Annotated in this window: 11 protein-coding genes; 9 read left to right on the forward strand and 2 right to left on the reverse strand. The window is 65.8% G+C overall.

Features of this window, described 5'->3' with window-relative positions:
* The first annotated feature begins 137 nt into the window (after positions 1–137).
* From AC23D4_RS18550 to AC23D4_RS18580, 7 genes are all read left to right on the forward strand, one after another.
* The gene (locus AC23D4_RS18550) at positions 138–1,097 is read left to right on the forward strand and encodes an ABC transporter substrate-binding protein (protein WP_472887045.1); all 960 of its coding nucleotides are present in this window, start codon (positions 138–140) and stop codon (positions 1,095–1,097) included.
* Positions 1,098–1,135: 38 nt separating this feature from the next.
* Positions 1,136–4,180 (forward strand): PAS domain-containing protein, encoded by a 3,045-nt coding sequence (locus AC23D4_RS18555; RefSeq protein WP_472887046.1) that lies wholly within the window; start codon positions 1,136–1,138, stop codon positions 4,178–4,180.
* The gene (locus AC23D4_RS18560; RefSeq protein WP_472887047.1) at positions 4,177–4,608 is read left to right on the forward strand and encodes a response regulator; all 432 of its coding nucleotides are present in this window, start codon (positions 4,177–4,179) and stop codon (positions 4,606–4,608) included. Before AC23D4_RS18555 ends, AC23D4_RS18560 begins: the two co-directional genes overlap by 4 nt.
* Before the next feature lie 39 nt (positions 4,609–4,647).
* Complete coding sequence (locus AC23D4_RS18565; RefSeq protein ID WP_472887048.1) at positions 4,648–5,130, forward strand: universal stress protein; 483 nt, start codon at positions 4,648–4,650, stop codon at positions 5,128–5,130.
* Between the two features lie 621 nt (positions 5,131–5,751).
* A complete protein-coding gene (locus AC23D4_RS18570; RefSeq protein ID WP_472887049.1) occupies positions 5,752–7,434 on the forward strand; it encodes an FAD-dependent oxidoreductase in 1,683 nt (560 codons plus the stop codon).
* Positions 7,435–7,455: 21 nt separating this feature from the next.
* On the forward strand, positions 7,456–7,680 hold the full coding sequence (locus AC23D4_RS18575; protein ID WP_210829631.1) for a DUF2783 domain-containing protein: 225 nt from the start codon (positions 7,456–7,458) through the stop codon (positions 7,678–7,680).
* Positions 7,681–7,705: 25 nt separating this feature from the next.
* Positions 7,706–8,248 (forward strand): VOC family protein, encoded by a 543-nt coding sequence (locus AC23D4_RS18580; RefSeq protein ID WP_472887050.1) that lies wholly within the window; start codon positions 7,706–7,708, stop codon positions 8,246–8,248.
* Between the two features lie 75 nt (positions 8,249–8,323).
* Here the strand turns inward: AC23D4_RS18580 and AC23D4_RS18585 are convergent, their stop codons facing one another.
* The gene (locus tag AC23D4_RS18585) at positions 8,324–9,421 is read right to left on the reverse strand and encodes an enolase C-terminal domain-like protein (RefSeq protein WP_472887051.1); all 1,098 of its coding nucleotides are present in this window, start codon (positions 9,419–9,421) and stop codon (positions 8,324–8,326) included.
* A gap of 250 nt (positions 9,422–9,671) precedes the next feature.
* Between AC23D4_RS18585 and queC the strand changes: the two genes are divergently transcribed.
* Both queC and AC23D4_RS18595 read left to right on the forward strand, forming a co-directional pair.
* Positions 9,672–10,406, forward strand: a complete 735-nt coding sequence (gene queC / locus AC23D4_RS18590; protein ID WP_472887052.1) for a 7-cyano-7-deazaguanine synthase QueC — start codon at positions 9,672–9,674, stop codon at positions 10,404–10,406.
* A 36-nt stretch (positions 10,407–10,442) separates the two neighbouring features.
* Positions 10,443–12,458 (forward strand): acyltransferase family protein, encoded by a 2,016-nt coding sequence (locus AC23D4_RS18595; RefSeq protein WP_472887053.1) that lies wholly within the window; start codon positions 10,443–10,445, stop codon positions 12,456–12,458.
* Positions 12,459–12,819: 361 nt separating this feature from the next.
* Here AC23D4_RS18595 and AC23D4_RS18600 read toward each other — a convergent pair whose 3' ends face one another.
* Positions 12,820–14,601, reverse strand: coding sequence for an ABC transporter ATP-binding protein/permease (locus AC23D4_RS18600; RefSeq protein WP_472887055.1), 1,782 nt, complete (start codon positions 14,599–14,601; stop codon positions 12,820–12,822).
* Positions 14,602–14,638: the final 37 nt, after the last annotated feature.

The raw sequence follows: 14,638 nt of genomic DNA on the forward strand, positions 1-14,638 counted from the left end.
TCGAAGCCACGCCACCACCCACCATGTCACCACCCGCCGGGCGCCCGGACACACCCACGAAACACCCAGAAACGCAGCGATCAAGCGGCCGGCAGTTGGCATGGAAGGCCTGGCAGACGACGGCCCGAGCGGGCCTGGTGATCGGTGTCCTGACCCTGTGGCTGGGCCTGGCGGCCTGCAGCGAGCCGCCGCTGCCCCCGCTGACAGTGGGCATGAACACCTGGCTGGGCTACGACCCGCTGGTGCTGGCGCGTGACCAGCAGCTGATCGACACGCAGCAGGTCAAGGTGGTGGAGCTGTCGTCCAGCTCGGAGACCCTGCGCCATTTCCGCAACGGCCTGCTCGATGCGGCGGCCCTCACACTGGACGAAACCCTGCGCCTGGCCGATGAGGGTTTTGACCTGCGGGTGGTCGCCGTGCTCGACACCTCCGCGGGCGCTGACGTGGTGCTGGCCGACCCGGCCATCCAGAACCTTGCGCAGCTTCACGGCGCGGGCATCGCGGTGGAGGGCACCTCCGTGGGCGCGCTGATGCTGGCGCGCCTGCTGCAGGCGGCGGGGCTGGAGCAAACCGATGTGAATGTGGTCAACATGGAATCCACCTTGCACCTGTCGGCGCTGCGCAGCGGGCGCGTGAGCGTGGCGGTGTCTTACGAGCCCATGGCTGGCCTGCTGCGCGCTGCGGGCTACAAAGACATCTTCGACAGTCGCCAGATGCCGGGCGACATCGTGGACGTGCTGGTGGTGCGTGCCAGCGCGCTGCAGGCGCGCTCCGCCCAGGTCGATGCGCTGCTCGCCGGCTGGCAACGTGGACTGCTGGCGCTGCAGGAGAACCCCGAAGCCGCGGCCCGCCTGCTGGCCCCCGGGGTGGAGATCTCGCTTGAGGACTACCTCGCCACACTCCAGAAACTGACCTTTTATTCAGCAGAGCAGTCGCTCGAACAGCTGTCGGGCGTGCCACCGGTGCTGGCGCAGGATGCCTTGCGGCTGGTGACGACGCTGCAGGCCGTGGGCATGATCAAGGTGGCGCCAGACTGGGGCCGCCTGCTGGACCCCGAGCCGGCCCTGCGCTTGCAGGCCCGCAAAGGTGGTGCATGAGCCCCCGCCCGGCCGTTCCGAAGGGTGGAGGTTTTTCCATGAGCTGGACCCGCTGGCCCCTGACCATCGCCGGTCGCTGGCTGGTGCCGCTGCTGCTGATCGTGTTTGCGTTGCTGGCCATGACCTTGCGCTACGACCACCAGATGCGCCAGATCGACCAGGATGTGTCCGTGCAGGAAAGCCGGCGCCTGCGCGAGCGGCTGAGCATCGAGCAGGCGCGCATGGACGTGCAGGCGGGCCTGGGCAACACCTTGCTGCTGCACCGGCTGGTGGGCGGTCTGGCGCTGCACCAGGGCCTGAACCAGGCCTATCTGGTCGGGCCTGAAGAGCGGGTGCTGGCCTCGCTGTCGCGGCTGGACATCGGGCAGCCGCTGAGCGCGGTGTTGTCTCGGGTGGGTGGGGCGTCGAGCCAGTTCCAGGCACTGGCGGTGGCGCCGTCGCCGTCAGCCATCGTGGTGGAGCGGCCTGATCAGCAGCCGCTCCTGACCGGTCTGGTCCCGCTGCAGGGGAACCAGCGTTTGCTGGTGCAGATGGACATGCGTTACCCGTTGGCCCTGCGCCGTGCCAGCGAGCAGACCGAACTGGTGCGGGAAGGCCTGGTGCTGCTGGCCGCGGTGGCGGTGCTGGCGCTGCTGTTGCACCTGCTGTGGTTCCGCCGCGCGCAAAGGCTGGCGCTGGCGCTGGCAGAAATGGGCGCGGGCAACCTGTCGGTGCGCACCGGCCTGATCGGGCGCGACGAGCTGGCGCACATCGGCGAGGCCGCCGACCGCATGGCCGCACAGCTGCAGGCCGGGCAGGACCGGTTACGGACCATGAACGAACTCGTCAACCGCTCGCCCCTGGTGGTGATCGAGCGGCGCAACGCCGAGGGCTGGCCGGTGAGTTATGCCAGCGATTCGGTGCGCCAGTGGGGCTATGCGCCGACCGACTTGCTGGACGGCCAGCGGCAGTACATCGATCTCATCCATCCCGACGACGTGCAGCAGGTGAACGACGAGGTGACGCGGTACTTCGCTCACGGGCCGGACGAGTACCGGCAGGCATACCGCATCCGCAAGGCCGATGGCGGCTGGGCATGGGTAGAGGACCACACCTCGCTCACCCGCGATGCGAGCGGCAACGTGCTCACCAGCAGCGGCATCCTGCTCGACACCACGGTGCAGAAAGAAGCCCAGCTGGCGCAGCGCGAACAGGCCGAGCAGTTGCGCATGTTCTACGAGCTGCCCTTTCTCGGCATGGCCATCTCCTCGCCGCTGGACAAGCGCTGGCTGCAGGTGAACGACCGCCTGTGCGAGATCCTGGGTTATCCGCGCGAGGAGCTGCTGGAGATGAGCTGGGCGGAGATGACCCCGCCGGGCGACCTGGAGCGCAACCTGGCGCTGTTCGATGAGTTGCTGGCAGGGTTGAGCAGTGGTTACCAGATGGCCAAGCGCTTTGTGCGCAAGGACGGCCGCATGGTGCACACCGAGCTCGATGTGCGCGCCGTGCGTGATCGCGACGGCCACATCCGTCAGCTGTTCTCGACCATCCAGGACGTGACCGAGCGCAAGCAGGCCGAGGCGGCGTTGCAGGACAGCGAGCGGAGCCTGCTCGAAGCCCAGGCGGTGGCGCGACTGGGCAACTGGACGGTGGACCTGGTTCACAACCAGACGGTGTGGTCGCGTGAGCTGTTCCGGTTGTTGGCCTGCGATCCCGATCGGGTCGAACCCGGCATGGACAACTTCCTGCGCGCCGTGCACCCGGACGACCTGGAGCGCGTCCGGGCCGCGGTCATGGGGGCCATGCAGCGTCCACCCGACGGGGCATACCTTTTCGAACACCGGATCGTGGTCAACGGTGAAGTGCGCTTTGTGGAGCAGCGTGGACGCGTGGACTTCGATGCCGCCGGCCAGGCCACGCGGATGTATGGCACCACCATGGACGTCACCGAACGCAGGCAGGCCGCCATGGCGCTGCAGGACTACAAGGAAATGCTCGAACAGGCCGAAGCACTGGTCAAGCTTGGCAGCTGGGCGGGCGATGCGCAGAGCCAGCAACTGACGATTTCCGCGCAGCTCTTCCGCAACATCGGACTGGATCCGGCGGGGCGGATGCCGTCGGACGCGGAGTACCTCGCCCGCATCCACCCCGATGACCGGGCGATGGTGGCCGACGACATGCAGCGCATCCGCCGCGGGGAGGAGACGGGCGAACTGGTGTTCCGCACCGATCCGGGCAATGGCCCGATGCGCTGGCTGCGCCGCACCGTGCACCGCATCTCGCGCTCAGCCGACGGCGACGGCCGGGGGCCGCGCTACATCGGCACCTTGCTCGATATCACCGAGGCGGTGGCCGCCGAGGAGCGGCTCAAGCGCCTGAACCAGGAACTGGAAGAGCGGGTGGTCGAGCGCACGGCGCAGCTGCGGCAGGCCAACCTGGAACTCGAAGCGTTTTCCTACACCGTGTCGCACGACCTCAAGGCGCCGCTGCGCGGGATCGACGGCTACAGCCAGCTGCTGGAGGAGGAATACGGCGAGCGGCTCGACGACGAAGGCCGCCGGTTTGTCGAGCGCATCCGCAAGGGTGTGCAGCAGATGGGGGACCTGATCGCCGACCTGCTGGCCTATTCGCGCATCGAACGCCGTGACATGGTCCACGAGACGGTGGCCCTGTTACCGCTGGTGGAACAGATCGTCGACAGCTACCACGCCGACATCGAGAAGCAGGGCGCCGAAGTGCGTCTGGCGATGGAATCCTTCACGCTGCCGCTGGACCGCGATGGCATGGCGGTGGTGCTGCGCAACCTGATCGGCAACGCCCTGAAGTTCAGCCAGGGCAGTGTGTCACCCCGGATCGAGATCGGCGCCCGCCACGAGACGGGCCGGCGTATCCTGTGGGTACGCGACAACGGCGTCGGCTTCGACATGAAATACCACGACCGCATCTTTGGCATCTTCCAGCGCCTGCACCGGGCCGAAGAATTTCCGGGCACTGGCGTGGGCCTGGCCCTGGTGGCCAAGGCGGTTCAGCGCATGGGGGGTCGTGTCTGGGCGGAGAGCCAGCCCGGGGCCGGTGCCACTTTTTATCTGGAGTTTCCCGAATGAATGCTTCGGTTTCCGTGCCGCCGATCCTGCTGGTGGAAGACAACCCGATGGATCTGGATTTGACGCTGCGCGCGTTCAGCAAGAAGAAGTTCGCCAACCAGATCCAGGTCGCCCGCGACGGCGAGGAGGCGCTGGCTTTCCTGCCGCGCTGGGAGGCGGGCGAGGTTTTGCCGGCGGTGATCCTGCTCGACATCAACCTGCCCAAGGTGAACGGCCTGGAGGTGTTGCGCCAGCTCAAGGCGCACGAGCGTTTCCGCCGCATTCCGGTGGTGGTGCTGACCTCGTCGCGCGAAGACCGGGACCTCACGACCGCCTACGATCTCGGCGTCAACTCCTACATCGAGAAGCCGGTGAACTTCAGCAATTTCATGGACGTCGTGGAGCACATCGAGCTGTACTGGTGCGTGCTCAACGAGCGACCTCTCTGACAACCACCACCCCATTCAAAAACCAAGAGGAAAGCAACAATGATCAAGATCCTGATTCCGGTGGACGGTTCCGAACATGCCTTGCTGGCGGTGCGCCACGCCCTGCGTCTGGTGAGCGCGGGTCTCAAGGCGCGTTTCGTGGTGGCGAATGTGCAGGAGACGGCCACGCTGTACGAGCTGATGGTGGCGCACGATCCGGCGGTTTTGGAACAGGTGAACGAGGCCGCGGGCCACGACCTCATGCGCTCGGCCGTGCTGATGCTTCAGGCTGCGGGGCTGCCGGTGACGCAGGACACGGCCACCGGGGACCCGGCGAACATGCTGGTTGAGATGGTGGAGCGCAACGGCTGCGACGCGGTGATCATGACCGCCCACGGTGGTGGTCTGCGCGCGGCCGTTCTGGGCTCGGTGTCGCAGGAAATGGTGCGCCTTTCGCCGGTGCCGGTCACCCTGGTCAAGCCGCCGGTGGATGAGCCTGCCGACGAGGTGGTCGACGAAATGGCTGGCGAAGCGGACATCTGATTTTTCTTGCTTCTCGCCTTCTTTGGTGAGAGGTTTGCCTGGTGGTTTGCGCCGGGTTGCGCGCCTACTGGTTGGGTGGCCGCGAACGCCGGGCGGTCAACTACGCTCATGTCCCCCGGCGGCCTGCGGCCGCCTCCTCCTTGACTTCGCTGCGTCAACCACCCGCCGTTCGCGGCTTGCGCACGGGTGGGCGCTCGTGGCGGGAATACCCGCGTGCCAATCACTGATGTTCGCTGCCTGCCTGCACGAGGCGATCAAGGCAGGCCTCTTTGTTCGCTTACCCACGCGCCACCCGGTCTGGCGAAGCGGGGTGTTCTGCATAGCGAAGTCAAGGAGGAGGCGGCTCCAGCCGTCGGGGGACATGAGCGGCGCAGAGCGCCCCGCCTCGTCAGACCCGCAAAGGCCTTGGCGATCAACGGTTCCCAACCAATACCTTTCCCGCATCCCGTATCCCGCATTCTGAACGTCCCGGGCGGGCGAGCAGCATCGCCGTTTTCGATGGGTTTTCAGATTACGTTTAGAGAAACGTATTTACGGATGTGAAATTATCGGCTACAGTCCAACCCTGACAACGCCACCGCTTTTCGCCAGCGGAGGTGACAACGAAGGAGCAAACACCGGATGGCCACCTACACCTACCCCACCTTCCCGTACACCGGCCCGGCCGACCTCATGCAGGGCGCGCCGCAGCGCAAACCGCTGGTGGTCATCGGCGCCGGTCCGGTCGGCCTCGCCGCCGCCATCGACGCCCGCCTGCAGGGGCTGGACGTGCTGCTGTTCGACGAAGAAGACAGCGTCTCCTTCGGCTCGCGCGCCGTCTGCTACGCCAAGCGCGCGCTCGAAATCCTCGACCGCCTCGGCGTCGGCGACCCCATCGTCGACAAGGGCGTGAGTTGGAACGTGGGCCGCACCTTCCTGCGCGAAGAAGAGGTCTACCGCTTCAACCTCGTGCCCGACGCCGGCCACAAGCGCCCCGGCATGATCAACCTGCAGCAGTACCACCTGGAAGAAGCACTGGTGCGTCGCGCCGAAGCACTCGGCGTGGACCTGCGCTGGAAATACAAGGTGGGCGGCGTCGAGCCGTTGGCCGACGGTGCGCGCGTGAGCATCGAAACCCCCGACGGCAACTTCGAGATCGACGCCGACTGGCTGATCGTCGCCGACGGCGCGCGCAGCAACGTGCGCCGCCAGCTCGGCCTGGACATCGAAGGCCACGTGTTCAAGGACCGCTTCCTGATCGCCGACGTGATCATGAAGGCCGACTACCCGGCCGAGCGCTGGTTCTGGTTCGACCCGCCGTTCCACCCCAACCAGAGCGTGCTGCTGCACAAACAGAGCGACAACGTCTGGCGCATCGACTTCCAGCTCGGCTGGGACGCCGACCCGGAAGAAGAGAAGAAGCCCGAGAAGATCATCCCGCGCGTCAAGGCGATGCTGGGCGACGAGCGCGAGTTCGAGCTGGAGTGGGCCAGCATCTACACCTTTCAGTGCCGCCGCATGAAGAACTTCCGCCACGGCCACCTGCTGTTCGTGGGCGACGCGGCGCACCAGGTCTCACCGTTCGGCGCGCGTGGCGCCAACTCCGGTTTCCAGGACACCGACGACCTGCTGTGGAAGCTGGCGCTGGTCATGAAGGGCCTGGCGCCCGAGGCCCTGCTCGACACCTACGACGCCGACCGCACCTACGCGGCCGACGAAAACATCCGCAACTCCACCCGCTCCACCGACTTCATCACGCCCAAGAGCGCGGTGAGCAAGCTGTTCCGCAACGCGGCGCTGGAACTGGCGCGCAGCCAGCCGTTCGCCCGCAAGCTGGTGAACTCCGGCCGCCTGTCGGTGCCGGCCTTCCTGGTGAACTCGGCGCTGAACACGCCCGACGTGGACGCCTTCGAGGGCGACATGGTGCCGGGCGCACCGCTGGACGACGCGCCGGTGCGCGTGGCCGGGCAGGACGCCTGGCTGCTCGACCAGCTGGGCAACCGTTTCCAGCTGCTGGCCTTTGCCGACAGCGTGGAACAGCTCGACCCCGTGGTGCGTGCGCAGGCCGCCGCGCTGGCCGGCGGAGCGATTCCGGTGGAGGTGGTGCTGGTCACCGCCCATGCGGGTGAATCGGCGGGGCTCAAGACGCTGCACGACCGCGACGGCCTGATGGCCCAGCGCATGGATGCGCGTCCCGGCACTTGCTACCTGATGCGCCCCGACCAGCACGTGGCCGCGCGCTGGCGCCGGTTTGACGTCGCCGCCGTGCGCGCCGCGCTGGCGCGGGCCACCGCCCAGACCGAAGCCGAAACCGTGCCCGCCTGAAACAGAACCAAGGAGACCGAGATGCCCCTGCAACTCCAGCCCAACCTCGCCGAACCCGGCCAGCGCTACTTCCGCGACTTCACGCCCGGCGACGATTTCTACGAGGCCCTGATCGAGACCCACCGCGACCTCAGCGACGAGCAGAGCCAGCTGCTCAACGCCAAGCTGATCCTGCTGCTGGCCAACCAGGTGGGCGACATCAGCGCCCTCAAGCAAGCCCTCGCCATCGCCCGCGAAGGCGTCTGAAACCATTCACCCGAAGGAGAACACCATGTCCAACATCCGCAAAATCCACCACGTCGCCTACCGCTGCAAGGACGCCAAGACCACCGTCGAGTGGTACCAGAAGCACCTGGGCATGAACTTCGTGCTTGCCATCGCCGAGGACCAGGTGCCCTCGACCCACGCACCCGACCCCTACATGCACCTGTTCATGGACGCGGGCGGCGGCAACATCCTGGCCTTCTTCGAACTGCCCAACGCACCCGAGATGGGCCGCGACCCGAACACGCCCGACTGGGTGCAGCACATCGCGCTGGAAGTGGACACGGTTGAAGAACTGGAAGCCACCAAGGCCAGCCTCGAAGCCGCCGGCATCCCGGTGGTCGGGCTGACCGACCACACCATCTTCAAGTCGATCTACTTCTTTGACCCCAATGGCCACCGCCTGGAGCTGGCCGCCAACACCGCCACGCCCGAGATGATGAAGAAGCTCGACGAGGTGAAGTGGGACATGCTCAACGAGTGGGACAAGACCAAGCGCGCCCCCAAACACGCCGCCTGGATGCACGAAAAAGAGTTCACGGCGGGCTGACACCCGATTTCGCCGTTGCCGTTCGTCGGCACCGCTGACCCGATCCTGAGGCAGGCCCGGGCCGTCGCCCGCCCCTCAGGCCACCCGGCAATGCGCCACGGCGTCTTCGTCCCATTCGATGCCCGTGCCCGGTCGGTCGGACACCACGGCTTCGCCGAGCTCAATGCGCAGCGGCGACTGCAGCACCGGACTGGCCCAGTCCACATACTCCAGCCAGTGGGCGGTGGGCGTGGCGGCCAGCAGGTGGGCGCTGACTTCGGGAAACAGGTGGCTGGAGATCGGCATGCCGGCGGCCTCGGCCAGGGCCGCGGCCCTCAGCCAGCCCGAGACGCCGCCGATCTTCATGGCGTCGGGCATGCCCAGGTCCGAGGCGCCGGCCGCCAGGCTCTTGGCCATCTCGTGTGTGCCCCACCAGTTTTCGCCCATCTGCACCGGGATGCGCGTCCGGCTGCGGATCTGCGCGTGGCCGCTGTAGTCGTCGGCCAGCGTCGGCTCTTCCACCCAGTGCAGGTCTTCGTCCTGCAGCGCATCGGTGCGCCGCACCGCCTCGGCCACCGACAGGATCTGGTTGTAGTCGGCCATCAGCGCCACCCGCTCGCCGATGGCGCGCCGCACCGCCCAGACCACCTCGACGTCGGTCCGTGCCTCGACATAGCCGAGCCGGACCTTGATGGCCTCGAAGCCATGGACCAGCAGGTGCTCGGCTTCGGCGGGCGCGTCGTGGCTGCCGATCATGCCCAGCCCGCAGCTGTTGTAGGCCGGCACACGGTCGCGGTCGGCACCGAGCAGCCGGGCCAGCGGCAGTCCCTGCGCCCGCGCCTGCGCGTCCCAGGCCGCCATGTCGATGCCCGCCAGCGCCATGCCCGTCACGCCCTTGAGCCCGAGCAGGCGGAACTGCCCCTGCAGCTTGCGCTCCAGCGCCAGCGGGGCCACCGGTTCCCCCTGGATCAGGGGCGACAGGTTCTCCAGCAGCTGCACCACCGGCTTGAGCACCAGCGGCGTGTAGCAGAACAGGTAGGTGTGGCCGGTGATGCCCTGCTCGGTGAGCAGGTCGATCAAGGCCAGCGGTGCGATCTGGATCGTGCCGCTGCTGGTGCGCAGCGGCAGCGGCATGGGCACGTGCACCGCGCGCACGCGCAGTTCACGGACGGTCAGCAAGGCGGGTGTGTCCATGGGCGTCTCCAGTGGTGGGAACCGTGGCGCGATGGCCGGACTTCGGAGTGGGACGTTAAATCCGGTCGAACGGCGGGTCAAGTGCCACGGCGGCCGGACGCCCGGAGCGCAGGCACAGAACAACCGGCATGACCCGACGAAGACCTGCTGCTCGCCTGGCGCCACCAGCCGGGACCACGGTGGCGGGCCGGCGCTGGCGCCGCTGGGCCGACGCGCTGCGGAGGCAGAAGGGCGCGCTACCATCGCGCGCATGACACCAGCCCCGCACCACACCAGCGCCCTCGTCCTCTTTTCGGGCGGGCAAGACTCCACCACCTGCCTCGCCCACGCCCTGGCGCGCTACCCGCGCGTGGAAACGCTCGGCTTCGACTACGGCCAGCGCCACAGCGTGGAGCTGCAGGCGCGCCTGGTGGTGTTGCGTGAGCTGCGCGAACGTTTCCCCGCCTGGAGCGAACGCCTGGGCGAAGACCACCTGCTCGACCTCGCCGTGCTCGGCAAGGTGAGCGAAACCTCGCTCACGCGCGACATGGCCTTCCGCATGGAAGAGAGCGGCCTGCCCAACACCTTCGTGCCCGGGCGCAACCTGCTGTTCCTCACGCTCGCCGCCGCGCTCGCCTACCGCCGCGGCATCCAGGTCATCGTCACCGGCGTCTGCGAGACCGACTTCAGCGGCTACCCCGACTGCCGCGACGACACCATGAAAGCCCTGCAGGTCGCGCTCTCGCTCGGCATGGACCACCGCTTCCTCATCGACACCCCGCTGATGTGGATCGACAAGGCCGACACCTGGCGCATGGCCGAAGAGCTGGGCGATGCCTCGGGCGTGGCTGGTGGCGGGCAGGCGCTGGTGGACCTGATCCTGGAACACACGCACACCTGCTACCTGGGTGACCGTGAGCACCGGCAGGACTGGGGCTACGGGTGCGGGAGCTGCCCGGCCTGTGAGCTGCGGGCCAAGGGGTGGGCGGGGTACATCGGAGCGTGAAGACGAGGAAGCGGATCGCGGTGTGTTGCATCCCGGATGACCATTCAGATGCTGTTGACAAAGGGTAAACATTTGACCACCGAAATGTCCAGTTCGCTGAACGAACAATACCGGCCGGACATTGACGGCTTGCGCGCCATCGCAGTGCTGGCCGTGGTACTCCACCACGCATTTCCTTCATGGTTCAAGGGTGGTTTCGTCGGTGTTGACATCTTCTTTGTGATTTCGGGCTACCTGATCAGCTCCATCATCTTTCAGCAACTGCAGCGAAACACCTTCCGCTTCAGCGATTTCTATGCGCGGCGGATCCGGCGGATTTTTCCCGCGTTGATATTGGTGTTGGGGGCGGTGCTTGGGTTTGGATGGTGGTGGCTCACGCCGTCGGACTATCGATTGCTGGCTGGGCACGCAATCGCTGGCAGCGCCTTTGTGGCGAACTTCGTTTTCTGGAACGAGGCAGGCTATTTCGATGCAGCGTCGACGACCAAGGTGCTGTTGCATCTCTGGTCGTTGGCCATTGAGGAGCAGTTCTACCTGATCTGGCCGCTGGTGCTGTACGCGTTGCACCGGTGGAGATGGCATGCACTCAGGGCCATTTTTGTATTGCTGCTGTTTTCATTTGCCGTGAACATGGCATGGGTGAAGGGACAACCCGAGGCGGCCTTCTACAACCCGTTGGCGCGATTCTGGGAGTTGTTGGTGGGGGCGCTGCTCGCTGCGATGCACGCACACCAGACCGGATGGCGTGGACTGCTGCGGTCGCCACTGCCGTTCACCCCACCTCTTTCTGTATTGCCATCCATGTGGCGTGTGCATGCGCTGTCCACCATCGGACTGCTGCTGCTGATCTCGGTGTTCGTCCAGGTCCATCCGGACCGAACGTTTCCGGGAGGCTGGGCGCTCCTGCCCACTGGCGGTGCGGTCTTGCTGATCGCGGCAGGTTCTCGGGGCTGGTTCAACCGGTATGTGCTCGCCAGAAGGCCTCTGGTGTGGGTGGGTCTTATCAGCTACCCGCTGTACCTTTGGCACTGGCCTTTCCTGGCTTTTTCCAACCTGCGTTCGGGAGTGACACCAGACTGGAGCGTACAGCTGGGCTGGGTGGCCTTGAGCATCGTGCTGGCCTGGCTCACCTACGTGCTGGTGGAAATTCCGATCCGGTTTGGTCGCTGGAATCGGCGTGTGGTCACAGGCGTGTTGGTGGGTCTCATGTCTCTGATAGCGGTTCTGGGTACTGTCATCCACCATAACAAGGGCTTCGAGTCCCGGTTTCCGCCCATCGTTCGCGATATGACTGGCAAGGGTGGTCCTGCGGTGGTGACCGAGGGCTGGCGGTACCACGACTGCATTCTGGATTTCAGGGTGCCCCCGACGGCCTACAAGCCGTTCTGCATAGAGACACGTCGACCGCTGATCTTTCTCTGGGGTGATTCGCACGCTGCCAGTCTCTATCCAGGATTCAAGGCTCTGCAGGACTCCGGAAAGTACACCTTCGGCCTGGGGGAGCGGGCTGGTGCAATTTGCCCACCTGTCCTGGGGATCGAGCCGCGACCTGGTTGCAAGGCACTCAATGACGCCAATATTCAGGCCATCCGGGACAGTCGGCCCGACGTCGTTGTGCTTTACGCCTGGTGGCATCACAAGCGATATGACCTGAAAAACCTCGAAGCCACGGTGGCTGAAATCCGAAAGGCGGGGGTGCCTCGCATCATTCTGCTGGGTGCGGTTCCATACTGGCAGCGACCGTTGCCGCAACTGTTGTTGGAGGCTTGGAAAAAGGGACCTTTCTCTCAGCCGCCTCCGCTGCGCCTGAAGGATGGGGAGGGCCTGGATCCCGAGCTGAGGGCTGTCACGGAGAGCATGAGAGCGCGTGCGATCGCCATGGATATCGAGTTCATTTCGGGGCTGGACTATTTTTGCAATCAGGATAGCTGTCTCACACGTCTGGGCGACAACGCAGACCAGCCACTGAGCTACGACTATGGTCATCTGTCCCTTGATGCCGTGCGGTACTACGTTGAACAGATAGCCCCATTGGTCTTGAAGAATCCATGAGGCATCTTCCACTCAATGGATTCGACCGGAAACAAAGCATGACGCCGTTCATGATGAACATGTCAAAGAGGCATCGAAAACGACGGTGTAAGAAAACTGATCGATGCCCCGCTGATGTGGATCGACAAGGCCACCACCTGACGCATGGCCATGAAAGGGGTTGATGCGACGGGAGTGGCAGGTGGTGGCCAGACCTTGAGCGACCTCATCGTCGCCAAGCGTGAGCATCGCCTGCTTGTTGCGCAGGGAACCCAGCTCGCGAGCGGGTTCGCGTTGCGCGGCAGGGACGGAAGCAGACCGCGAGGCAAGCTCGGAAGCAAAGAGGCTTGACACGGACGGCGGGAGGGAAAGGGCCGGCCGATCAGGACGCCACGAGCTGGTAGCGTGGTGGTTCGTCCGGCCCGTGGCTGACTGTCTCGGATTCCAGCGTCCAGCGCTGCTGGTGAAAAGCCGCCACCGCGGGCCGGTGGGCGATCGACACCAGCGCGCCGTTCTGCGATGCCAACAGGGCCAGCAGACGTTCGTACACCGCTTTCTCTGCCGCTTCGTCGAGCGCGCTGGTGGCTTCGTCCACGAACAGCCAGCGCGGTTTCTTGAGCAAGGCACGGGCAATCGCCAGGCGCTGCTGTTCGCCACCCGAGAGCTTCTGGCCCCAGGTGTCTTCGTCGTTCAGGCGCCCGGTCAGCTGGGGCAGCAGCGCGTCGCGCAGGGCCTGTTGCAGCTCGGCTTCGGTGTAGCGGTCATCGGCTTCGGGGTAGGCCAGCGCACTGCGCAGGGAACCGGTGGGGAAGTAGGGGCGCTGCGGCAGGAACATGACGCGTGAGTCGAAGTCGGGGGGACGCTGCACGCGGCCCCTGGCCCAGGGCCAGATGCCGGCGAGGGCGCGGAACAGGGTCGACTTGCCACTGCCCGATGGGCCCTTGATCAGCAGCGTGTCACCGGCCTTCAGCAGCAGGCCGTGCGCACCGAGCAGCGCGGCGCCACCGGGCAAGGCGAGGTCGAGCTGGTGAATCTGCAGGCTGTCGGCAGCGCCCGTCGGCATCTGCGTTTCGGCTTCCTGCAGCGCCTGGAAGCTGGCTTCAAAGCTGGTGATCCGGTCGGTGGTGGCGCGCCAGGCGGCCAGGCTGCTGTAGTTGTCGACGAACCAGGAGAGCGAGTCCTGCACGCGGCCGAAGGCCGACGAGATCTGCATCAGTTCGCCGAGCTGGATGGCGCCACTGAAGAAGCGCGGCGCGGCCACGACAAAGGGGAACACCACCGCGGCCTGGCCAAAGCCGTTGGTGAACCAGATCAGGCGCTTTTGCGCCTGGATGAGCTTGAGGTAGTTGGCCAGCACCTCGCCAAAGCGTCCGCCGAGCTGGCGCCGTTCCACCGGTTCGCCGTTGTCCAGCGCGATCGACTCGCTGTATTCACGCACGCGCACCAGGTGGTGGCGGAAGTCGGCTTCGAAACGCTGCTGCTTGAAGTTGAGCGCGATCTGCGGGCGCCCGATGTAGTGGGTGGCGATGCTGCCGAGCAGGCAGTAGAGCACCGCCATCCAGACCATGAAGCCGGGGATGACGAACTCGTCGCCATTGAAGCTGAAGGCGAAACTGCCCGAGAGCGACCACAGGATGCCGACGAAACTGACCAGCGTGACCACCGCGTTGAGCAGACCCATGGACAGGCCCACCGAGTAGCTGGTGAAGAGGTTCATGTCTTCGGCGATGCGCTGGTCCGGGTTGTCGGGCGGAGCGTCTTCGCCTTTGGCGAAGCGGGTCAGTTCGAGGTGGTAGAAGGCCTTGTTGGCGAGCCAGCGGTCGAGGTAGTTCGCCGTCATCCAGGCGCGCCAGCGCATCTCCAGCAGCTGCGTGAGGTAGAAGCGGTAGACCGCGATGATGATGAAGCCGAAGGCGAGGTAGGTGAAGCGCCCCAGCTCGCGCCAGAACACCACCTGGTCCTTGTTCTGCAGCGCGTCGTAGAACACCCGGTTCCATTCGTTGAGCAGGACCAGCATGTACACCGCGGCCAGGTTGAGCACGACGATGGCGGCCAGCAGGGCGCGCGCCTTCCACTTCTGGTCGGAGTTGAAATAGGGCATGGCAAGCGCGCCGACCTTGGCGGCGAACTGGCGGAAGCTGCTGAACTTGTCGGTCAGTGTCATGGGAGGTCTCTCAACAGTGGAGCGCGCGGGCTTTCAC

It is taken from the genome of Hydrogenophaga sp. L76 (genome assembly GCF_057654755.1).

Coding starts and splice junctions, on each gene's coding strand:
- AC23D4_RS18555 (WP_472887046.1), top strand. CDS start 1,136: ATGAGCTGGACCCGCTGGCCCCTGACCATCGCCGGTCGCTGGCTGGTG.
- AC23D4_RS18560 (WP_472887047.1), top strand. CDS start 4,177: ATGAATGCTTCGGTTTCCGTGCCGCCGATCCTGCTGGTGGAAGACAAC.
- AC23D4_RS18565 (WP_472887048.1), top strand. CDS start 4,648: ATGATCAAGATCCTGATTCCGGTGGACGGTTCCGAACATGCCTTGCTG.
- AC23D4_RS18570 (WP_472887049.1), top strand. CDS start 5,752: ATGGCCACCTACACCTACCCCACCTTCCCGTACACCGGCCCGGCCGAC.
- AC23D4_RS18575 (WP_210829631.1), top strand. CDS start 7,456: ATGCCCCTGCAACTCCAGCCCAACCTCGCCGAACCCGGCCAGCGCTAC.
- AC23D4_RS18580 (WP_472887050.1), top strand. CDS start 7,706: ATGTCCAACATCCGCAAAATCCACCACGTCGCCTACCGCTGCAAGGAC.
- AC23D4_RS18585 (WP_472887051.1), bottom strand. CDS start 9,421: ATGGACACACCCGCCTTGCTGACCGTCCGTGAACTGCGCGTGCGCGCG.
- queC (WP_472887052.1), top strand. CDS start 9,672: ATGACACCAGCCCCGCACCACACCAGCGCCCTCGTCCTCTTTTCGGGC.
- AC23D4_RS18595 (WP_472887053.1), top strand. CDS start 10,443: ATGACCATTCAGATGCTGTTGACAAAGGGTAAACATTTGACCACCGAA.
- AC23D4_RS18600 (WP_472887055.1), bottom strand. CDS start 14,601: ATGACACTGACCGACAAGTTCAGCAGCTTCCGCCAGTTCGCCGCCAAG.